This is a genomic window from Priestia sp. YIM B13489 (genome assembly GCF_042787645.1).
GTDB lineage: Bacteria > Bacillota > Bacilli > Bacillales > Bacillaceae_H > Priestia > Priestia megaterium.
On sequence record NZ_JBHZOQ010000053.1, the window covers coordinates 4,779,914 to 4,799,019 of the forward strand.

Genomic DNA, 19,106 nt, shown 5'->3' on the forward strand with positions numbered 1-19,106 from the left:
ATTTATTTCAAAACCTGCAAATCGTGAATTTTATTGTTCTTACTATACTTTTTCATAAAACAAATAAATTGTAAACAAAAAAGGACTAGCTAAAATAGCTAGTCCTTTTTCAGGTGCCTGGCAACGTCCTACTCTCACAGGGACAAAGTCCCAACTACCATTGGCGCTAAAGAGCTTAACTTCCGTGTTCGGTATGGGAACGGGTGTGACCTCTTCGCTATCGCCACCAGACATATTATATTATACATGATTTGATAAAGAAAGCAAGACTTTTTTAAAAAGTTTTGTTCTCTCAAAACTAGGTAACAGTTTACTGAGTAAAGCTTACGCTTTTAAAGTTTGGTTAAGTCCTCGATCGATTAGTATCAGTCAGCTACACATGTCGCCACGCTTCCACCTCTGACCTATCAACCTGATCATCTTTCAGGGATCTTACTAGCTTGCGCTATGGGAAATCTCATCTTGAGGGGGGCTTCATGCTTAGATGCTTTCAGCACTTATCCCGTCCACACATAGCTACCCAGCGATGCCTTTGGCAAGACAACTGGTACACCAGCGGTGTGTCCATCCCGGTCCTCTCGTACTAAGGACAGCTCCTCTCAAATTTCCTACGCCCACGACGGATAGGGACCGAACTGTCTCACGACGTTCTGAACCCAGCTCGCGTACCGCTTTAATGGGCGAACAGCCCAACCCTTGGGACCGACTACAGCCCCAGGATGCGATGAGCCGACATCGAGGTGCCAAACCTCCCCGTCGATGTGGACTCTTGGGGGAGATAAGCCTGTTATCCCCGGGGTAGCTTTTATCCGTTGAGCGATGGCCCTTCCATGCGGAACCACCGGATCACTAAGCCCGACTTTCGTCCCTGCTCGACTTGTAGGTCTCGCAGTCAAGCTCCCTTGTGCCTTTACACTCTACGAATGATTTCCAACCATTCTGAGGGAACCTTTGGGCGCCTCCGTTACATTTTAGGAGGCGACCGCCCCAGTCAAACTGCCCACCTGACACTGTCTCCCTGCCCGATAAGGGCAGCGGGTTAGAAGGTCAATACAGCCAGGGTAGTATCCCACCGATGCCTCCACCGAAGCTAGCGCTCCGGTTTCCAAGGCTCCTACCTATCCTGTACAAGCTGTACCAACATTCAATATCAGGCTGCAGTAAAGCTCCACGGGGTCTTTCCGTCCTGTCGCGGGTAACCTGCATCTTCACAGGTACTATAATTTCACCGAGTCTCTCGTTGAGACAGTGCCCAGATCGTTACGCCTTTCGTGCGGGTCGGAACTTACCCGACAAGGAATTTCGCTACCTTAGGACCGTTATAGTTACGGCCGCCGTTTACTGGGGCTTCAATTCGCACCTTCGCTTACGCTAAGCGCTCCTCTTAACCTTCCAGCACCGGGCAGGCGTCAGCCCCTATACTTCGCCTTACGGCTTCGCAGAGACCTGTGTTTTTGCTAAACAGTCGCCTGGGCCTATTCACTGCGGCTTCTCGGGGCTTTAACACCCTAAGAAGCACCCCTTCTCCCGAAGTTACGGGGTCATTTTGCCGAGTTCCTTAACGAGAGTTCTCTCGATCACCTTAGGATTCTCTCCTCGCCTACCTGTGTCGGTTTGCGGTACGGGCACCTCTCACCTCGCTAGAGGCTTTTCTTGGCAGTGTGGAATCAGGAACTTCGCTACTAAATTTCGCTCGCCATCACAGCTCAGCCTTCACGGGAAACGGATTTGCCTATTTCCCAGCCTAACTGCTTGGACGCGGATATCCAATACCGCGCTTACCCTATCCTCCTGCGTCCCCCCATTGCTCAAATGGTGAGGAGGTGGTACAGGAATATCAACCTGTTGTCCATCGCCTACGCCTTTCGGCCTCGGCTTAGGTCCCGACTAACCCTGAGCGGACGAGCCTTCCTCAGGAAACCTTAGGCATTCGGTGGACAAGCTTCTCACTTGTCTTTCGCTACTCATACCGGCATTCTCACTTCTAAGCGCTCCACCAGTCCTTACGGTCTGACTTCGCTGCACTTAGAACGCTCTCCTACCACTGACATCAAAGATGTCAATCCACAGCTTCGGTGATACGTTTAGCCCCGGTACATTTTCGGCGCAGAGTCACTCGACCAGTGAGCTATTACGCACTCTTTAAATGGTGGCTGCTTCTAAGCCAACATCCTGGTTGTCTAAGCAACTCCACATCCTTTTCCACTTAACGTATACTTGGGGACATTAGCTGGTGGTCTGGGCTGTTTCCCTTTTGACTACGGATCTTATCACTCGCAGTCTGACTCCCATGGATAAGTCTTTGGCATTCGGAGTTTGACTGAATTCGGTAACCCGTTGGGGGCCCCTAGTCCAATCAGTGCTCTACCTCCAAGACTCTTACAACATGAGGCTAGCCCTAAAGCTATTTCGGAGAGAACCAGCTATCTCCAGGTTCGATTGGAATTTCTCCGCTACCCACACCTCATCCCCGCACTTTTCAACGTGCGTGGGTTCGGGCCTCCATTCAGTGTTACCTGAACTTCACCCTGGACATGGGTAGATCACCTGGTTTCGGGTCTACGACCACGTACTCATGCGCCCTATTCAGACTCGCTTTCGCTGCGGCTCCGCATCTTCTGCTTAACCTTGCACGGGATCGTAACTCGCCGGTTCATTCTACAAAAGGCACGCCATCACCCGTTAACGGGCTCTGACTACTTGTAGGCACACNTTATTACCAACCAGCTGCTCCAGCAAATTCTACTATTGTACAACAACTTAAAAATCAATTACAACAAGGATAGAAGAGGCTACCTAAGCATTAGGTAGTTTCTTTACTTTTAATCTGTATATGTCATCATTTCTAGTGACCATAATACAGCTGCTCGGTAGTAGCACAAATAACTCTGTTTGAATAAATCAAAACAGAGCCATAATAAGTATTAAAAATTTTTTAATTAATTACAGCATTTTATATATTTCAATAAGATTCTTATCTGGATCCCGAAAATGTGCAATACGTGATCCCCATTCTTTACGATCGTGTGGTTCAGTAACAAATTCAATCTCATTTTCTCTTAAATAATTATAGGTCTTATCAACATCTTCTACTTCAAATTGAAGTAAAAAGTTTGATTGAACTTCACCATGTAAAAGCTTATTTTCCTTTCCAATCACCTCTGTCATGGCCTTTTGAGATAAAAGTTCAATTTTTGTTTCTCCATTATTGAAAAGTGCATACTCCATTTCTTCCTCATACCAACTTATTGGAATTCCTAATAAATCTTTATAGAATTCAGCACTCTTTTTAAAATCATTAACTAATAGTCTGATTTGTAGCAGCTTCAATTTAATCCCCTCCTCATAGTATAATTCTCTTTATTTACCAAAAGACCTTTGTATTTTCCCATCCGTGTACCCTGCTCATTTTTAATTATTCTAATCGAAATTAGTGTATAGGATATACAATTGTAGTTACGTCGGGTAGGCAGGCACTCTCACGAGCACCCGCCCCCCTAAGAACCGTACGTGACAGATTTCCCGTCATACGGCTCAAGCCTTCTTTTTATCCGAACAACTTATCTAATACACGGTACATGTACTAGTTTAGCAAATTCACCTGTAGAAACCTCTAGGTTTCGTACTGTAACTTTTTCTCCATTTTGTAGAGTTTGTTTACACAACGCACAACGATATCCTTGTTTTCTTGCGAGTTTCATCCTATCTAAAGTATTTTCGCTATTAAAGACCTTACGGTCTCTTTTTTCCCAATACTCTCTTAGACTTGGATCATCTGGGCTGTTTTTATAGGCTACCATGACATGCCGTTCTATCTTAATCCAGGACATCTTTAACAATTGAATGTTAGTAACTGGACATGTGAGAATCCATTTATTATTCCCACCGTGGTGGGGCTTCTTAAAATAACGCTGGCTAATCCATTTTCTCGACTTCTTTGGATGCAATTGTTTCAAATGCTTTCTCACTTTTAGGAAAATATAATTGTCCATGTAGCTGTAAGTCTTTTTGGATACGACATGTTCCCAATACTGTCCGTAGCCACGAATAATCGGGTTTAAAACACGTATTATTTCTTTTACTGGTCGTCCTCTCATCACAGAGAACGTATCCTTTATCTTGTTTTTAGCCTTTTTAATGCTTTCTCTGCTAGGTTTGATAAATAATTTCTTTCCTTGTCCCGTATTATATTGACGCAGCGAGAAGCCAAGAAAATCAAACCCGTCCTCAATATGTGTAACCCTAGTTTTATCCATACTAAGTGTAATTCCTCGTTTTTGTAAGTAAGGAGCGAGGTTTCGATACATGCTTTCCGCGCTTTCCTTCGTTTCCGTTACGATGACGAAGTCATCTGCGTAGAGAACACGTCCTATCTTACATTTGGGGTCGATTTTATATCCTCCGTTTGGTTTGTATGTCTTTTTATAAACAATACCAATCTCTTCTTCCATACCGCATAAAGCGATATTAGCTAGAAGTGGAGACACGATCCCCCCTTGAGGGGTTCCTTCTGTTGTCGTATGAAGCATATCCTGCTCTATGTATCCCATTTTAAGCCACCTTTTAATGAGAATGTTTCCCGGAAACATAGATGTTTGTTCCACTATCCACTTATGATTAAGATGGTCGAAACATCCTAAAAAATCTCCTTCGAATACCCACTTTTTCTTGCTATTGGTGTTAAGCTTCTTAAACAGATTACTTATTGCATCATGTGTACTTCGTTTGGGACGAAAACCGTAGGAAGTAGGTTCAAATTTGACCTCCCATTGGGGTTCAAGTGCGTTTTTTACTACGTTTTGATAGACTCGGTCTCGCATCGTAGGAATACCCAAAGGTCTTAGCTTTCCGTTTTTCTTCGGAATAAACGTTCGTTTTGCTGGCTTTGGACGATGACGAAAGACATTGCATTGAACTAGTTGTTGATAAAGTTTGATACGTTCATTTGGTTTTGAGGCCGTATAGCCATCTACACCAGGTGTTCGCTTACCGTTATTCTGTTGTGTTACTCTGCGAATAGAAAGCAGTAAATTTGCTTTACTCCGAAGGAGTAAACGTTGAAGTTTCCTTACTTTTCTTTGTTGATTTTGTTGTTCGGCACGATAAATTCTTTGTCGTAACTTCGCTACATATTTTTGTATAATACTCCAATCAATAGAGTACCAATCTTTATGCGAGACGTGCGCCGACGCTCGTAGAGAGGTATTCATAACAGCACGCTCCTTTTCGTTAGAAGATAGCCACAAATTTATTTTCGTGTTGAAGACCCATGAGAAGTGGGCGCTCTTTCGAGCCTGTCATTGTCTGTAAAACCGACAGTATCCGTCCAGTTATACAATCATTCTGCTTTCCTGTTCCTTTTCAGGGTAACGGCTTTCGCTTTTTCTCATATCCCATACCCTCTGTCACATTGTTTGACTTTACAGTCATCCTACTGCTTATGCAGATGACATAGGGCTTACCAAGTTTCACTTTCTACAGATGCAATAGGGGAAGGCAGGTTCTTTACTCCGGGCAAGATGCGGGACGCATCAGAGTAGCTTTATGAATCTACTGTTCCTCTTGCCAAGACCCAAGCAAAGCTGTGCATTATCTTGAGCTAACCTTGACGAAGCTTACAAACCTTCACTTTCGTTTGCCGTGCCTATTTTCTCCTAGCAGTATTCTGGACCATGCATTTGTCCTCTGTTTCCACATTTCCTCATGCAACCGACAGACTCGTTACCAAGAATGCCGTTTCGGATGGAGATCATCTTTGCGTCTAGATAAGTAGCGTTAGCTACACTGTAAGAAAGCGACTTCTTGTCGCACCATAAAACAGCTTATCGGCACTGAAAAAAATCTTCGTTTAAAAGATCTTTTTAACTGCTCATTCAAGTGCTTTTCCTACCATATAGGTTTGGATTAGTAATATACTGTTTTTACATCTATAAAAAGAGAAGGGGAGTAGCAATGGGAAAACAAGTATATATTATCCATGGATACGGAGCCTCACCATCTAATCATTGGTTTCCGTGGTTAAAAGAAAAATTAATAGCAGATGATCATCAAGTTTCGGTTCTTCATATGCCAAATTCGTCTGACCCCAAGAAAGAAGAATGGTTGAAAACATTGGCTACTAAAATAAAGAGTTTAGATAACAACACCTATTTTGTAGCACATAGCTTAGGATCTATTACACTATTGAACTATCTAGAACAGTTAGATCCGTTACCAGGCTTTGGAGGCTTTATTCTTGTTTCTGGCTTTTCTGAGCGATTATCATCTTTACCTTCACTAGATCCCTTTACAGTTAAAAAAGTGGATTATCAAAAAATAATTTCTGCAACTAATTCACGTGCTGTTATTGCTGCAAAAGACGACTATATTGTTCCTTTTCAGTTAAGCCAAAATTTATCCAAACAATTGGATGCATCTTTTTATCCTGTTGAAAAGGGTGGTCATTTTCTAGAAGATGATGGTTTCATTACTTTCCAATTGGTTTATGATATTTTAAATAATATGATGAAAACCGTATAAATAATGAGGAAGCAGGATGATAGCATGGATAAAAACGGAATAAAGATACTCGCTATTTCAGGCAGTTTGCGTAAAAATTCTTCTAACACAAATGTTTTGTATGCTGTTTCCAATCTAAGACCTGAAAATACTGATTTTCAATTTTATGAAGGATTGGAACACCTTCCTCATTTCAATCCTGAAATAGATACTGATAGTCCTCCTGATCCTGTTAAGGACTTACGTAACCAACTGAAATTAGCTGATGGTGTAATAATATGTACACCAGAATATGCTAGGGGAGTCCCAGGGGTCCTAAAAAATGCTCTCGATTGGATTGTATCTTCGGGAGAATTTGTGAATAAACCAGTAGCTGTTATTAGTGCTTCTTCACGTAGTTCAGGTGGAGATAAAGCTCACGAATCCATTATGCTTACCTTAGAGATGATTGAAGCGAAAATCCCAAAAGAAAGTACTTTACAAATTGGTGCTGTAGGAACCAAAATCAATAATAAAATCGAAATCTTAGATTCTACAACGAGTGAACAGTTAAAATCGGTATTGAATTCTCTCATTTCATCTATCAAGTTTAACTAGCTAGAGTATTTCTCATTGTGTCTATGAATATGAGAAGCCTTTGTCTATATCCACAACGGCTTCTTTTTTATTAGAAGTGAATTTACATAATCAGCGTTATCGCACAAAAAAGCCTTTAAGAGTATATTATCTTAAAGGCTTTTTCGCCATTATAAAGTGGTTTGGTGAACCTAAGGTTAATCTTGAAAGGAGACATTAATAATATTCTAATCATTTAATTCACTCTAAAAGAGTGGCTTTTTTAGAAGGATTTTACCTTTTTAGGTCCAAGTAAGATAGTAATAGTGACTTATAAAGCGATTGAAGGATGCAGAAATGGAGGGAATAGAAAATGGATGTAAAGACACTTTTGTTACAACAATGGGCAAGCTGCTTAGATAAAGAAGACTGGTTTCCACCACTTGAAAAGGTGCTAAAGGATATTACTTTTGAACAGGCTATTTGGAAACCAGTTGATGGGGGAATGAATTCCATTTGGGAATTAGTTTGTCATTTACTTTTCTATGAAAAGAGACTTCTCATGCGATTTCTTGGTGAAACAGCGAATGAACCACAGGCAGAAGATAATGAATCTACATTTCGATTACCAACTGAGACGTTTCAAAATTGGAAGGAAACAAAGCAAGAATACTTTTATGTTCACCGTGAGCTTGAAAAAATACTAGCAAAATCAGAACATGAAGATTTGTATAGACAGATCCCTGGAGAAAGATCATTAGTGCTTGAACTGAAGAGTTTAGCATTGCACGATGCATATCATATTGGGCAAATTGTATTCCTAAGTAAAATGCAAGGAGCTTGGGCAGGGAAACGCAGCTTTTAAAAAACCTTCGTTAGCTTTACAATTATTCCTTTATAGGGGGCTTTAATAGAATAGGAACGGATACATTCAAATCGAACGTTCCCGTAGTTCACATCTAAAAAACAATGATACTATTTAACAAAGTCTTAAAAATAAAATTTTTCTGTCCAATTACTAATTCTCAAGGTATAAAAAATAGAATGTAAAAAGAGATCAGTAATACTGATCTCTTTTTCTAGGACAAAGATTTATATAGATAATGCCATGAAAATAATATCAGCGTAGGAGCCATCTTTAAGCCTAATTTGATTTATTTGCTTTCCTTCTTCTTTAAATCCTAACTTTTTATACAAATGAATAGCTCTTTTATTGTTTGAAAATACATCTAAATTTATTTTTTCCAACCCTTTTTGTTCTTTTGACCATTCTATTAAATAAGAGAGTAACGTTGTTCCAACTCCCTTGTTTGAGAACTCTTGCTTCACGCAAATGCCAAACGATCCAGTATGATGCAAACGCATATAGGAAGGCCTGTGAAAAGAAAGAAATCCAACAACTTGATTATTAAATTCTACAATTAATGTTAAACCACCATTTTCTTGTCTTATTTGTATCTTTTTTTGATATTCTTCTGCTGTTTCTTGTACTTCTTCAGGTAATCGAAGAAGAAAATCGTTCGTTATAACAATTTCTTGCTTTATTGCAACAATTGCATCAGCATCTTCTACGGTTGCTATACGTACATTTAACATGAAGTTTATTCCCCTTTATTATTAAGTTAGATATAAATAATGAATTAATTTAAATGGATTTTTAACAATCTATTTATAGCTTTAATGATGAAACACACGAATACCTGAATGAGCCATAATCATTCCATATTCATTTGCTGCCTGTGTAACTTGTTCATCTCGTAAAGAATTCCCTGTTTGAACCACATACTTAACGCCACTTTGAGCTGCACGATCTATATTATCACGGAACGGTAAAAAAGCATCGGATGCATAAGAAACGTCTTTTAATCTTTTTAGCCATTCTTGTTTTTCACTCTTACTTAGCCTAGCAGGGACCTCTTCAAAACACCTTTTCCATTGTTCGTTTTCTACCTCAGTAATATCATCATTCAACCATCCATCAATTGCATTATTCACTTCTACACGAGAAATGCCTTCTCTGAACTTCATGTTAAGGGCCCTTGGATGTTGTCTTAACCACCATTTATCAGCTTTTTCAGCTGCCAACCTTGTACAATGAATACGGGACTGTTGTCCAGCACCAATTCCAATCGTTTGGCAATCTAAAGCGAAGCAAATAGAGTTGGATTGTGTATATTTCAATGTAATAAGAGCAACAAGTAGGTCTCTCTTTGCATTATGAGGAATATCATGTTGAGTCGTAACAATATGATTAAAAACTTCCTGCCCAATCTGTACATCATTTCTTTCTTGTTCTAGAGTAATTCCAAATACCGTTCTTTTTTCAATTGGATCAGGCACATAGTTTGGGTCAATCTCTAAAATTAGATATTTTCCTTTCTTTTTCTGTTTCAAAATCTCTAATGCTTCTTGAGTGTAGCTTGGTGCAACAATCATATCAGAAACCTCTGTTTTGAGGAGATTAGCTACAGTTATATCTACTACATCACTAAAAGCAGCACAATCTCCAAACGAAGACATCCTATCTGTTCCACGCGCTCTTGCATAAGCGATCGCTAAAGGAGACAGGTCTAAGCCTTCAACAAAATAGGATTCAGTAAGTGTCTTATTTAGTGGAGAGTACACAGCTGCACCTGCTGGACTTACATGTTTAAAAGATGCTGCTGCAGGTTGACTAGTGGCTTGCCGAAGCTCTCGAACCAATTGAAAAGCATTTAATGCATCTAGAAAGTTAATATAACTAGCTTCTCCGTTTAAGATTTTAATAGGTGTGTTTTCTGCATTGTAAACTTTAGCTTTACCTTGATTTGGATTCATTCCGTACCGTAAACCAATCTCTTTCATTTAAAAATCTCCTTTCTAAATAAAAAAAGTATTTGAACTCATGTTCAAATACTTTGCCCAGGCGTACGGCCGTTATCTATGTGCTTCCTCATGGTCCTCCATGTTTACGCCAGTAACACATAGTCTGTTTTATAGGTAAATTTTACATAATAAAAGTAATTTTAACAATACTTTTATCTAAATTTTTCTTTTTAAATTATATATTATATACTAATCTAATTTACATAAAAGGTATTTATTGGTATCTTAACTTAATTAGTTGATTTTTTCATATACATGAAAGTAATGTTCATAATGATTTCTTTCATCTTCAATACCTTTTTCAACCGATAACTCTTTCCATAGAGAAAAATCAAACTCTGGAAAGAAGCGATCACCTTTGAAATAATGATTGATTTTAGTTATGTACAATTTATGAGTGTAGGGTTGGAATTGTCGATAAATTTCCTCTCCTCCAAGGATAAATACTTCTTCCCCTTCGCACATGGAAAGAGCTTGTTCAACTGAATGAGCTATATAACAACCTGGAGCTTTATAATTTTCATTTGTGGTCATTATAATATTTTTACGTCCCTCCAGAGGTTTTCCGATGGATTCATAATTCTTCCTACCTAAAATAATTGAATGCCCCATAGTAACTTTTCTTAGATATTTCCAATCATTTGGGAGTCTCCAGGGAATATCATTATCCTTCCCAATTACATTTTCTTTTCCTACAGCAACCATTGCAGATATGATCATATGGTCCCTCCCCCCTTTTCTTTAATTTTAACAAATAAAGGAGGACTAGATGTATATCCTATACGAAATTAGTTACCATAATGTGCGTTCCAGGAACAAAAAACAGCCTTTGAAAGGCTGTTTTTTCCTTTGAAAAGTTATTTATTAGATTAAAATATAATTTTCTTTACTTCTTTTAATGTAACGAATCTGCCGCCTAGAATATTATTATGATGTTCTACTATTTTTGAAGCTGAAAGCACAGCCGTATCAAATGTGCTATGAGCATCTTTTACTAAGATATTCTCTTTATAACCTAAGCTATATGCTCTTCTACAAGTAGTATCTAAACAAAATTCAGTTTGCATCCCTGCAATGACTAATCTTCCAATTTCAAGTTCCTGAAGTTTTTTATGTAGAGTTGTTTGATAAAATGCGTCTCAAGAAGATTTTTGAATAACTATGTCTGTTGGTAAGGGGCTAACATCACGATGGATTTCCCATGTGACTTTTCCTTCACTAAGCATACTATTATAACTAGGGTCTGTATGCTGGATATAGATAATTGGTACATTAGATTGGTGAGCTTTTTCCCTTAGATAAGTAATATTTTGAAGCACTTGCTGTTCATTCCATAAAGATCCACCTTCATAAGAAAACATGATGTTTTGGACATCTATAAGCAACAAAGCCGTTTTTTTACTCATTTCGTTGTATCCCCCTATTGAGTTATGTGGAAAAAAATTAAAAATACTATTATATCAAATTAAAATCTCATAATAAAAAACCAATTTCTCAGTATTAAAATTTGAGAAATTGGTTTTTTTATATTGGTAGAACCCCAAAGTTGTTTAAACCAATTACTTTGTATTAAAAGAAATGTTGATTTTTCATCGTAAAATAATAAACAAGAGTTAAAAGAGCTAAAATCGAAAAGTTATAAAAGCTAAACCTTATAAGGTACATTTTACTTTTTTGTGGATCTCTCTTAATAAAAAGTTTAAATGAAATTACACTTGCGAGGGAAGCCACAATCGTGCCAAGTCCACCTAAATTCACACCTACTAATAAAGGCTGCCAATTCACGGAGAATTTTGATAAAAAGATCGCAGCTGGTACATTGCTTATCAGTTGGCTTAAAATTATGGAACTGAAAAAGATAGATGTGGGACTTTTGAGATTTTCGTTGGCAAATGTCTGTACTACCTTTAATTCCGATATGTTTCCTATAAATATAAAAAAGCATATAAAAGTAATAAGCAATAAATAATCAATTTTCTTCAATAATTTTATGTCAAGTATACATGCGGTTCCCAATACGATGATAAACGCAAGTTTATAGCTTAAAACCCCTAGTATGGATACAGATATGATGCCAAATAGTATTCCCCATACTGTTGCTTTTTTTTTATTATTTATAGGAATATACGGAAGTTCCATTTCCAATGTTTTACTATTCAATCTTTGATTAAGAAAGAATAACAGAATAATTCCAAGAACCACTAATAGAAGGATTGTTGTGAAAAATTGTATAGGCCTTATTCCGTAGTTAGTAAATATGAAAAGATTTTGAGGATTTCCCATTGGAGTTAGACTGCTTCCAATGTTAGCCGCAATTGTCTCTAATATAACAGTATCTAACATAGAAGTTTGTATAATCTTACTAATTATAAGTGTTAATGGTACAAATGTTATTAATGCAACATCATTCGTTACAAGCATGGAACTAAAAAAGCATAATAAAATTAGGATTGCTGAAACACTTTTACTATTATGACATTTACTTAGTATAGCAATGGCGAACTTATCCAATAGTTTAAGCTCTTCCAGAGCCTTAACTACGAGCATAAGATTAAATAAACTGACTAATACTTTAAAATTTATATATTCTAGCTTTGGTGCATGGAATAAACAGCTTAAGATTGCTAACAAGAGTGATATGGTAAATACGATGTCTTTTTTAAAAAATCCACATTTCAATTTCATTTTTTTTTCGTTTTCTACATAAATATATTCTTTCATCAATCCCCCTCCAGTATTATCTATTCTACTACACACCCCTGTTTCTTGCATTTGAAATCTCAATGCACTTAAAAAACACCATCAATTCCATTAAATTACACAAAAATGGCATTTTTCCGTTATGGGGGTAATGATTTGTCTCGACTTGATGGGCAGGGGTAATTTACACCAATTGACAAATTTACGGTGTAAAGTTACTATGCCAAACTGGATGAACACCAGTGGAACAGTGTGACACAAAAATCAATTTAAAATTATCGCGTTACATATTACACGTTTTGTGGAATCCGTTATATGGAAGTAGAAGTTAGTTAAGTCTAATATTTATGATCATAGATTAAAACCATAATGAGGCACCCTCCTAAGGGTTCTTAACTATCTTTCTAGTTACCATAAAACGGATTATCGGCAATCTTCAAAAAAACAAGTCTCTCTCCATTAGAGAAAGACTTGTTTTGTATAGTTATAATTTATTTATAGTTAAAAGTTCTGTCGCTGCAGGAACAAAACGAAATGTTGTATCTATCGTTTTAACTATTATATTTTCATCATTTAAAGTTTCTACTAATTCATCTAAATAAGGGTATCGTTCATTCTTAAACCCTACTAACGGATAAATTCTAATTATACCGCCTTTTTTAGTTACTCGAATCATTTCTCGAATGGCCTGTAAATGAAACTCAAGATCAAACTGTTCTTGATAAAGAAATAAGAAATGATTACATAACACAAGCGAGAATGTCTCATCATCAAAAGGTAAATGAGGTAAAGTGCCAGCAATAAAACGTTTTTCTACAGAATTTTTGTTATAGTGATTTAAAAAGAGTTTAAAAGAATCTTCTCTTATCTTATCGTGTTCCTCCAAATTCTTATAAGAATCCCAAGATAAGAATGAACTGTTTTTAGCCAGTTTCTCGGAAGCTTCTTTCATTTCTTTCTGTCCATGTAAGCTCATTTGCTGTACGGTTAAATTATAAAGAGGGTCTACAGCAACAGCATCATAGCCTTTGTTATTAGCTTCTGCTACAAATGAAGAACCTCCAGCTGCAACATCTAAGATTTTTCCTTTTTTAAGAAAAGAATCTTCTAACAAAAACATCTTTTCATACTCTCCATAAGACCTACACGTCATGGCTACTCCAACTTGCTCATAAAACTCTGCTTTACTCATCTAAACTCATCTCTCCTCTACTCAATTAAAACTTGGAGTTAGAAAAATCTAACAATTACAATTTTATCCTTTACTACTCTTATTTTCAACTGTAATTCATATATAAATTATCATTCCTGAGGTACAGACTACAATTATCAGCAATAAAGGTTGAAATTTTATAAAAAAATACATTATATTCCATATTTTGTGTTATAATCTTATAAAATATTTTAGTAAGGAGAACTAATTATGGACGTACTATCAATAATTTCTTTTTTAGGTGTAGCAGTACTACTTACTCTGATGCCTGGTCCAGACAATTTATTTATCTTAGCTCAAAGTATATCAAATGGTAAAAATGCAGGAGTATCAACTGCTTTAGGACTTTGCACAGGTTTAATTGTTCATATAACTGCTGCAACTTTAGGCATTTCAGCAATTATCTATCAATCTGCTTTAGGTTTTGCTATTTTCAAATATGTAGGAGCTGCTTACTTATTATTCCTAGCTTATAAGGCATTTAGAGAAAAAGATTCTAGTTTTAGCATTGAAAATAAAAGTTATTCAGAGTATAAATCTTTATATAAAAAAGGCATCCTAATGAATATCTTGAACCCAAAAGTCTCTTTATTTTTTCTTGCATTTTTACCACAGTTCATTAATTATTCATCTGGAAACATTACTCTACAAATGCTCATCTACGGAGTCGTATTCTTAATTCAAACATTAATTATTTTTACTTTAATCAGCTTGTTTGCAGGAAAGATAGGTCACCTCCTACATAAAAATCACTTAATATCTAAAAAGATAAATTTTATACAAGGATCTATCTTTACACTTATCGGATTGAAAATTGCTTTTAGTCAAAAATAATTTATTTTACTTACTTAATATGAAGATTACATTTCTTTTTAAATCTCTATATGATGTATAAAGCTCGTTACGTCGGGTAGGCAGGCACTCTCACGAGCACCCGCCCCCCTAAGAACCGTACGTGACAGATTTCCCGTCATACGGCTCAAGCCTTCTTTTTATCCGAACAACTTATTTAATACATGGTACATGTACTAATTTAGCTAATTTACCTGTAGAAACCTCTAGGTTTCGCACTGTAACTTTCTCTCCATTTTGTAGAGTCTGCTTACACANAGCATAATTAAAAGTGATAACAAAAAGGACTCCTTATGAAGGAGTCCTTTTTTTATGATCTTATAATTAAAAAACCATGATTTATCTACTATTAGTTCAATAGAAAACCCAGGCTTTAAAAAAAGCCTGGGTTTTAGACAAGACGATCGATACAAGGTATAACTAGTTATAACATACATTAGAAATAGAAAGCAAATGCAAATAAATTAACTATATTTTCAATTAAATAATATAGTAGTAATTTTTAATCTATGTGATAGCGTTGGTATAAATTATCTTCGGTGGGGATTAAGGGGGATTTTATTAATAAGCCGTTCTCCAGCTTCCATGTGATTTCCACACAAAGGGCATTTTTGGTGANACTAATACCTTAACCTATCCAGCATATTACGAAAATGCGATCGCTGTAGCATCTACAGATTCAAATGACCAGAAGTCTANGAACTGTTATCTAGTTTTGAAAGAATAAATCTTTCGAAAAAAAGTATTGCTTTCTTTATAAAATAGTGTATAATATAATATGTCTGGTGGCGATAGCGAAGAGGTCACACCCGTTCCCATACCGAACACGGAAGTTAAGCTCTTTAGCGCCAATGGTAGTTGGGACTTTGTCCCTGTGAGAGTAGGACGTTGCCAGGCTTATATTTCGGAGGATTAGCTCAGCTGGGAGAGCACCTGCCTTACAAGCAGGGGGTCGGCGGTTCGATCCCGTCATCCTCCACCACCGTGCCGGTGTAGCTCAACTGGTAGAGCAACTGACTTGTAATCAGTAGGTTGGGGGTTCAAGTCCTCTTGCCGGCACCAGTTTTTCGAGCCATTAGCTCAGTTGGTAGAGCATCTGACTTTTAATCAGAGGGTCGAAGGTTCGAGTCCTTCATGGCTCATTTTAATAAGCGGAAGTAGTTCAGTGGTAGAACACCACCTTGCCAAGGTGGGGGTCGCGAGTTCGAACCTCGTCTTCCGCTCCACATATATAAGTCCTGCCGGGGTGGTGGAATTGGCAGACACACAGGACTTAAAATCCTGCGGTAGGTGACTACCGTGCCGGTTCAAGTCCGGCCCTCGGCACCATTTTAATAAGCGCCCGTAGCTCAATTGGATAGAGCGTTTGACTACGGATCAAAAGGTTAGGGGTTCGACTCCTCTCGGGCGCGCCATATTGCGGGTGTAGTTTAGTGGTAAAACCTCAGCCTTCCAAGCTGATGTCGTGAGTTCGATTCTCATCACCCGCTCCAAANACTATTTAAGTCAGAGATTGCACGCCGGTGTAGCTCAATTGGTAGAGCAACTGACTTGTAATCAGTAGGTTGGGGGTTCAAGTCCTCTTGCCGGCACCATTTTTTTCGAGCCATTAGCTCAGTTGGTAGAGCATCTGACTTTTAATCAGAGGGTCGAAGGTTCGAGTCCTTCATGGCTNCAGTTATTGTGGAGGGGTAGCGAAGTGGCTAAACGCGGCGGACTGTAAATCCGCTCCTTCGGGTTCGGCAGTTCGAATCTGCCCCCCTCCACCATTTACAGGGGCATAGTTTAAAGGTAGAACTACGGTCTCCAAAACCGTCAGTGTGGGTTCGATTCCTACTGCCCCTGCCATTTTGGAGTTATTTTTTAATTTACACGCGGGTGTGGCGGAATTGGCAGACGCGCTAGACTTAGGATCTAGTGTCTTATGACGTGGGGGTTCAAGTCCCTTTACCCGCATCTTTCATTAATTTCATATATGTGCGGAAGTAGTTCAGTGGTAGAACACCACCTTGCCAAGGTGGGGGTCGCGAGTTCGAACCTCGTCTTCCGCTCCAATTTTAATAAAGTTATTTAGTCTTGAGTAAATGGCGGCATAGCCAAGTGGTAAGGCAGAGGTCTGCAAAACCTTTATCACCGGTTCAAATCCGGTTGCCGCCTCCATTTATTTACAAGCTGCCGGGGTGGTGGAATTGGCAGACACACAGGACTTAAAATCCTGCGGTAGGTGACTACCGTGCCGGTTCAAGTCCGGCCCTCGGCACCATTTTAATAAGCGCCCGTAGCTCAATTGGATAGAGCGTTTGACTACGGATCAAAAGGTTAGGGGTTCGACTCCTCTCGGGCGCGCCATAAACGGGAAGTAGCTCAGCTTGGTAGAGCACTTGGTTTGGGACCAAGGGGTCGCAGGTTCGAATCCTGTCTTCCCGACCAGAAGTATAATATTACCTTAGCTCAGTTGTTTAGAGTAGAAGGTTTATCATTCTAACATCGGAGGAATACCCAAGTCCGGCTGAAGGGATCGGTCTTGAAAACCGACAGGGGTGTCAAAGCCCGCGGGGGTTCGANTGGCTCCACAGGTAGGACTCGAACCTACGACCGATCGGTTAACAGCCGATAGCTCTACCACTGAGCTACTGTGGAACAATATGAATTATGTATGCCACAAACGTAAATTGGAAAATAGCGGCGGAGGGGATCGAACCCCCGACCTCACGGGTATGAACCGTACGCTCTAGCCAGCTGAGCTACACCGCCATGGCTCCACAGGTAGGACTCGAACCTACGACCGATCGGTTAACAGCCGATAGCTCTACCACTGAGCTACTGTGGAANTTTTATAATGGCCCGTTGGTCAAGCGGTTAAGACACCGCCCTTTCACGGCGGTAACACGGGTTCGAATCCCGTACGGGTCACCATTGATTTTCATTTACATATTCTGTGGAGGATTAGCTCAGCTGGGAGAGCACCTGCCTTACAAGCAGGGGGTCGGCGGTTCGATCCCGTCATCCTCCACCACCGTGCCGGTGTAGCTCAACTGGTAGAGCAACTGACTTGTAATCAGTAGGTTGGGGGTTCAAGTCCTCTTGCCGGCACCATTTATATCGGAGGGGTAGCGAAGTGGCTAAACGCGGCGGACTGTAAATCCGCTCCTTCGGGTTCGGCAGTTCGAATCTGCCCCCCTCCACCATCTTTATTGGGCTATCGCCAAGCGGTAAGGCAACGGATTTTGATTCCGTCATGCGTTGGTTCGAATCCAGCTAGCCCAGCCATAGAGAGCCATTAGCTCAGTTGGTAGAGCATCTGACTTTTAATCAGAGGGTCGAAGGTTCGAGTCCTTCATGGCTCACCAGTTATATTTACACGCGGGTGTGGCGGAATTGGCAGACGCGCTAGACTTAGGATCTAGTGTCTTATGACGTGGGGGTTCAAGTCCCTTCACCCGCATCTTTACTTTCATATACGCGCGGAAGTAGTTCAGTGGTAGAACACCACCTTGCCAAGGTGGGGGTCGCGAGTTCGAACCTCGTCTTCCGCTCCATATATATTGGCGGCATAGCCAAGTGGTAAGGCCAAGGTCTGCAAAACCTTTATCACCGGTTCAAATCCGGTTGCCGCCTCCACGTATAAGTCCTGCCGGGGTGGTGGAATTGGCAGACACACAGGACTTAAAATCCTGCGGTAGGTGACTACCGTGCCGGTTCAAGTCCGGCCCTCGGCACCATTTTAATAAGCGCCCGTAGCTCAATTGGATAGAGCGTTTGACTACGGATCAAAAGGTTAGGGGTTCGACTCCTCTCGGGCGCGCCATAAACGGGAAGTAGCTCAGCTTGGTAGAGCACTTGGTTTGGGACCAAGGGGTCGCAGGTTCGAATCCTGTCTTCCCGATCAGAAGTATCATAGGACCTTAGTTTAGTTGTTTAGAGTAGAAGGTTCATCAGTTATAATATCGGAGGAATACCCAAGTCCGGCTGAAGGGATCGGTCTTGAAAACCGACAGGGGTGTCAAAGCCCGCGGGGGTTCGAATCCCTCTTCCTCCTCCATTTATTTTTATCATCATTGCGGATTCAAATCCCGTCATGACTGCCACTTTTTATAGGGGCATAGTTTAAAGGTAGAACTACGGTCTCCAAAACCGTCAGTGTGGGTTCAATTCCTACTGCCCCTGCCAATTTAGATACATATGAGTATTAATTAGGGGCCTATAGCTCAGCTGGTTAGAGCGCACGCCTGATAAGCGTGAGGTCGGTGGTTCGAGTCCACTTAGGCCCACCATATTCCACAGTAGCTCAGTGGTAGAGCTATCGGCTGTTAACCGATCGGTCGTAGGTTCGAGTCCTACCTGTGGAGCCATACTGGCCCGTTGGTCAAGCGGTTAAGACACCGCCCTTTCACGGCGGTAACACGGGTTCGAATCCCGTACG

The 19,106-nt window shown here is 39.6% G+C and carries 11 protein-coding genes, 36 tRNA genes, 3 rRNA genes, 1 pseudogene and 1 riboswitch; of the genes and pseudogenes, 38 read left to right on the top strand and 13 right to left on the bottom strand.

The features are described from left to right. Window positions 1-115 precede the first annotated feature (115 nt). The 4 genes from rrf (ACFX4W_RS30395) to ltrA all read right to left on the bottom strand — a co-directional run bounded on the left by rrf (ACFX4W_RS30395) (window position 116) and on the right by ltrA (window position 5,210). Window positions 116-231: ribosomal RNA gene (gene rrf, locus ACFX4W_RS30395) — 5S ribosomal RNA — on the bottom strand. Window positions 232-338: 107 nt separating this feature from the next. Next, a 23S ribosomal RNA gene (locus ACFX4W_RS30400) occupies window positions 339-2,726 on the bottom strand. Between the two features lie 217 nt (window positions 2,727-2,943). Then, complete coding sequence (locus ACFX4W_RS30405; RefSeq protein WP_043979246.1) at window positions 2,944-3,330, bottom strand: VOC family protein; 387 nt, start codon at window positions 3,328-3,330, stop codon at window positions 2,944-2,946. Between the two features lie 230 nt (window positions 3,331-3,560). After that, window positions 3,561-5,210 carry a group II intron reverse transcriptase/maturase gene (gene ltrA, locus ACFX4W_RS30410; RefSeq protein ID WP_377559498.1) on the bottom strand — a complete coding sequence of 550 codons (1,650 nt, stop codon included), beginning with the start codon at window positions 5,208-5,210 and terminating at the stop codon, window positions 3,561-3,563. 742 nt (window positions 5,211-5,952) lie between these two features. On the opposite strand from ltrA, the gene ACFX4W_RS30415 reads away from it, so the two are divergent. From ACFX4W_RS30415 to ACFX4W_RS30425, 3 genes are all read left to right on the top strand, one after another. Further along, entirely contained in the window at window positions 5,953-6,519 is a 567-nt protein-coding gene (locus ACFX4W_RS30415) for an RBBP9/YdeN family alpha/beta hydrolase (protein ID WP_237075239.1), read from the top strand. 24 nt (window positions 6,520-6,543) lie between these two features. Next, on the top strand, window positions 6,544-7,095 hold the full coding sequence (locus ACFX4W_RS30420) for an NADPH-dependent FMN reductase (protein ID WP_377559208.1): 552 nt from the start codon (window positions 6,544-6,546) through the stop codon (window positions 7,093-7,095). A 331-nt stretch (window positions 7,096-7,426) separates the two neighbouring features. Beyond that, a complete protein-coding gene (locus ACFX4W_RS30425; RefSeq protein ID WP_237075241.1) occupies window positions 7,427-7,918 on the top strand; it encodes a DinB family protein in 492 nt (163 codons plus the stop codon). Window positions 7,919-8,145: 227 nt separating this feature from the next. Here ACFX4W_RS30425 and ACFX4W_RS30430 read toward each other — a convergent pair whose 3' ends face one another. The 6 genes and pseudogenes from ACFX4W_RS30430 to ACFX4W_RS30455 all read right to left on the bottom strand — a co-directional run bounded on the left by ACFX4W_RS30430 (window position 8,146) and on the right by ACFX4W_RS30455 (window position 13,810). Then, window positions 8,146-8,649, bottom strand: coding sequence for a GNAT family N-acetyltransferase (locus ACFX4W_RS30430; RefSeq protein WP_377559207.1), 504 nt, complete (start codon window positions 8,647-8,649; stop codon window positions 8,146-8,148). 81 nt (window positions 8,650-8,730) lie between these two features. Then, window positions 8,731-9,897 carry a phosphoribosylaminoimidazolecarboxamide formyltransferase gene (locus tag ACFX4W_RS30435; protein ID WP_377559206.1) on the bottom strand — a complete coding sequence of 389 codons (1,167 nt, stop codon included), beginning with the start codon at window positions 9,895-9,897 and terminating at the stop codon, window positions 8,731-8,733. 48 nt (window positions 9,898-9,945) lie between these two features. After that, window positions 9,946-10,024: riboswitch (ZMP/ZTP riboswitch) on the bottom strand. Between the two features lie 128 nt (window positions 10,025-10,152). Beyond that, the gene (locus ACFX4W_RS30440; RefSeq protein ID WP_165575350.1) at window positions 10,153-10,638 is read right to left on the bottom strand and encodes a dihydrofolate reductase; all 486 of its coding nucleotides are present in this window, start codon (window positions 10,636-10,638) and stop codon (window positions 10,153-10,155) included. Between the two features lie 149 nt (window positions 10,639-10,787). Continuing rightward, window positions 10,788-11,324: pseudogene (locus ACFX4W_RS30445) on the bottom strand (cysteine hydrolase family protein). 163 nt (window positions 11,325-11,487) lie between these two features. Continuing rightward, the gene (locus tag ACFX4W_RS30450; RefSeq protein WP_043979262.1) at window positions 11,488-12,639 is read right to left on the bottom strand and encodes an SLC13 family permease; all 1,152 of its coding nucleotides are present in this window, start codon (window positions 12,637-12,639) and stop codon (window positions 11,488-11,490) included. Window positions 12,640-13,102: 463 nt separating this feature from the next. Then, complete coding sequence (locus ACFX4W_RS30455; protein ID WP_251569074.1) at window positions 13,103-13,810, bottom strand: methyltransferase domain-containing protein; 708 nt, start codon at window positions 13,808-13,810, stop codon at window positions 13,103-13,105. A gap of 231 nt (window positions 13,811-14,041) precedes the next feature. On the opposite strand from ACFX4W_RS30455, the gene ACFX4W_RS30460 reads away from it, so the two are divergent. The 19 genes from ACFX4W_RS30460 (at window position 14,042) to ACFX4W_RS30550 (ending at window position 17,113) form a co-directional block, all read left to right on the top strand. After that, window positions 14,042-14,665 (top strand): LysE family translocator, encoded by a 624-nt coding sequence (locus ACFX4W_RS30460; protein WP_162213438.1) that lies wholly within the window; start codon window positions 14,042-14,044, stop codon window positions 14,663-14,665. A gap of 799 nt (window positions 14,666-15,464) precedes the next feature. Then, window positions 15,465-15,580 (top strand): 5S ribosomal RNA (rrf, locus tag ACFX4W_RS30465). A 9-nt stretch (window positions 15,581-15,589) separates the two neighbouring features. Continuing rightward, window positions 15,590-15,665, top strand: a tRNA-Val gene (locus tag ACFX4W_RS30470). A 4-nt stretch (window positions 15,666-15,669) separates the two neighbouring features. Continuing rightward, window positions 15,670-15,745: transfer RNA gene (locus ACFX4W_RS30475), tRNA-Thr, on the top strand. Between the two features lie 7 nt (window positions 15,746-15,752). Then, window positions 15,753-15,825 (top strand) — tRNA-Lys (locus ACFX4W_RS30480). Window positions 15,826-15,834: 9 nt separating this feature from the next. Further along, window positions 15,835-15,909: transfer RNA gene (locus tag ACFX4W_RS30485), tRNA-Gly, on the top strand. A 14-nt stretch (window positions 15,910-15,923) separates the two neighbouring features. Continuing rightward, window positions 15,924-16,012 (top strand) — tRNA-Leu (locus ACFX4W_RS30490). Between the two features lie 9 nt (window positions 16,013-16,021). Next, window positions 16,022-16,098, top strand: a tRNA-Arg gene (locus tag ACFX4W_RS30495). 4 nt (window positions 16,099-16,102) lie between these two features. Beyond that, window positions 16,103-16,176, top strand: a tRNA-Gly gene (locus ACFX4W_RS30500). Between the two features lie 26 nt (window positions 16,177-16,202). After that, window positions 16,203-16,278, top strand: a tRNA-Thr gene (locus ACFX4W_RS30505). Between the two features lie 8 nt (window positions 16,279-16,286). Continuing rightward, window positions 16,287-16,360, top strand: a tRNA-Lys gene (locus ACFX4W_RS30510). Window positions 16,361-16,368: 8 nt separating this feature from the next. Next, window positions 16,369-16,452 (top strand) — tRNA-Tyr (locus tag ACFX4W_RS30515). A gap of 5 nt (window positions 16,453-16,457) precedes the next feature. Then, a tRNA-Trp gene (locus ACFX4W_RS30520) sits at window positions 16,458-16,531 on the top strand. A 26-nt stretch (window positions 16,532-16,557) separates the two neighbouring features. Beyond that, window positions 16,558-16,639: transfer RNA gene (locus ACFX4W_RS30525), tRNA-Leu, on the top strand. Window positions 16,640-16,662: 23 nt separating this feature from the next. After that, window positions 16,663-16,737 (top strand) — tRNA-Gly (locus tag ACFX4W_RS30530). Window positions 16,738-16,769: 32 nt separating this feature from the next. Next, window positions 16,770-16,843: transfer RNA gene (locus ACFX4W_RS30535), tRNA-Cys, on the top strand. Between the two features lie 14 nt (window positions 16,844-16,857). Continuing rightward, window positions 16,858-16,946 (top strand) — tRNA-Leu (locus tag ACFX4W_RS30540). A 9-nt stretch (window positions 16,947-16,955) separates the two neighbouring features. Beyond that, window positions 16,956-17,032: transfer RNA gene (locus ACFX4W_RS30545), tRNA-Arg, on the top strand. 4 nt (window positions 17,033-17,036) lie between these two features. Beyond that, window positions 17,037-17,113: transfer RNA gene (locus ACFX4W_RS30550), tRNA-Pro, on the top strand. Between the two features lie 135 nt (window positions 17,114-17,248). Here the strand turns inward: ACFX4W_RS30550 and ACFX4W_RS30555 are convergent. The 3 genes from ACFX4W_RS30555 to ACFX4W_RS30565 form a co-directional block, all read right to left on the bottom strand. After that, a tRNA-Asn gene (locus ACFX4W_RS30555) sits at window positions 17,249-17,323 on the bottom strand. A gap of 40 nt (window positions 17,324-17,363) precedes the next feature. Then, window positions 17,364-17,437: transfer RNA gene (locus ACFX4W_RS30560), tRNA-Met, on the bottom strand. Window position 17,438: 1 nt separating this feature from the next. Continuing rightward, window positions 17,439-17,513: transfer RNA gene (locus ACFX4W_RS30565), tRNA-Asn, on the bottom strand. Between the two features lie 11 nt (window positions 17,514-17,524). Between ACFX4W_RS30565 and ACFX4W_RS30570 the strand changes: the two genes are divergently transcribed. The 16 genes from ACFX4W_RS30570 (at window position 17,525) to ACFX4W_RS30645 (ending at window position 19,035) form a co-directional block, all read left to right on the top strand. After that, a tRNA-Glu gene (locus ACFX4W_RS30570) sits at window positions 17,525-17,599 on the top strand. A 24-nt stretch (window positions 17,600-17,623) separates the two neighbouring features. Further along, window positions 17,624-17,699, top strand: a tRNA-Val gene (locus tag ACFX4W_RS30575). 4 nt (window positions 17,700-17,703) lie between these two features. Further along, window positions 17,704-17,779: transfer RNA gene (locus ACFX4W_RS30580), tRNA-Thr, on the top strand. Between the two features lie 8 nt (window positions 17,780-17,787). Next, window positions 17,788-17,871: transfer RNA gene (locus ACFX4W_RS30585), tRNA-Tyr, on the top strand. A 7-nt stretch (window positions 17,872-17,878) separates the two neighbouring features. Beyond that, window positions 17,879-17,953: transfer RNA gene (locus ACFX4W_RS30590), tRNA-Gln, on the top strand. 4 nt (window positions 17,954-17,957) lie between these two features. Continuing rightward, window positions 17,958-18,033: transfer RNA gene (locus ACFX4W_RS30595), tRNA-Lys, on the top strand. A gap of 13 nt (window positions 18,034-18,046) precedes the next feature. Next, window positions 18,047-18,128, top strand: a tRNA-Leu gene (locus ACFX4W_RS30600). 19 nt (window positions 18,129-18,147) lie between these two features. Continuing rightward, window positions 18,148-18,222, top strand: a tRNA-Gly gene (locus ACFX4W_RS30605). A gap of 8 nt (window positions 18,223-18,230) precedes the next feature. Then, a tRNA-Cys gene (locus ACFX4W_RS30610) sits at window positions 18,231-18,304 on the top strand. Window positions 18,305-18,316: 12 nt separating this feature from the next. After that, window positions 18,317-18,405, top strand: a tRNA-Leu gene (locus ACFX4W_RS30615). Between the two features lie 9 nt (window positions 18,406-18,414). Beyond that, window positions 18,415-18,491: transfer RNA gene (locus ACFX4W_RS30620), tRNA-Arg, on the top strand. 4 nt (window positions 18,492-18,495) lie between these two features. Beyond that, a tRNA-Pro gene (locus ACFX4W_RS30625) sits at window positions 18,496-18,569 on the top strand. Window positions 18,570-18,632: 63 nt separating this feature from the next. Then, window positions 18,633-18,725, top strand: a tRNA-Ser gene (locus tag ACFX4W_RS30630). 54 nt (window positions 18,726-18,779) lie between these two features. Further along, a tRNA-Trp gene (locus tag ACFX4W_RS30635) sits at window positions 18,780-18,853 on the top strand. 27 nt (window positions 18,854-18,880) lie between these two features. Beyond that, window positions 18,881-18,957, top strand: a tRNA-Ile gene (locus tag ACFX4W_RS30640). A 3-nt stretch (window positions 18,958-18,960) separates the two neighbouring features. Then, window positions 18,961-19,035, top strand: a tRNA-Asn gene (locus tag ACFX4W_RS30645). Window positions 19,036-19,106: the final 71 nt, after the last annotated feature.

Bases quoted from the DNA above. Each gene is read 5' to 3' on its own strand.
- ltrA (WP_377559498.1), bottom strand. From the start codon at position 5,210: ATGAATACCTCTCTACGAGCGTCGGCGCACGTCTCGCATAAAGATTGG.
- ACFX4W_RS30415 (WP_237075239.1), top strand. From the start codon at position 5,953: ATGGGAAAACAAGTATATATTATCCATGGATACGGAGCCTCACCATCT.
- ACFX4W_RS30420 (WP_377559208.1), top strand. From the start codon at position 6,544: ATGGATAAAAACGGAATAAAGATACTCGCTATTTCAGGCAGTTTGCGT.
- ACFX4W_RS30425 (WP_237075241.1), top strand. From the start codon at position 7,427: ATGGATGTAAAGACACTTTTGTTACAACAATGGGCAAGCTGCTTAGAT.
- ACFX4W_RS30430 (WP_377559207.1), bottom strand. From the start codon at position 8,649: ATGTTAAATGTACGTATAGCAACCGTAGAAGATGCTGATGCAATTGTT.
- ACFX4W_RS30435 (WP_377559206.1), bottom strand. From the start codon at position 9,897: ATGAAAGAGATTGGTTTACGGTACGGAATGAATCCAAATCAAGGTAAA.
- ACFX4W_RS30440 (WP_165575350.1), bottom strand. From the start codon at position 10,638: ATGATCATATCTGCAATGGTTGCTGTAGGAAAAGAAAATGTAATTGGG.
- ACFX4W_RS30450 (WP_043979262.1), bottom strand. From the start codon at position 12,639: ATGAAAGAATATATTTATGTAGAAAACGAAAAAAAAATGAAATTGAAA.
- ACFX4W_RS30455 (WP_251569074.1), bottom strand. From the start codon at position 13,810: ATGAGTAAAGCAGAGTTTTATGAGCAAGTTGGAGTAGCCATGACGTGT.
- ACFX4W_RS30460 (WP_162213438.1), top strand. From the start codon at position 14,042: ATGGACGTACTATCAATAATTTCTTTTTTAGGTGTAGCAGTACTACTT.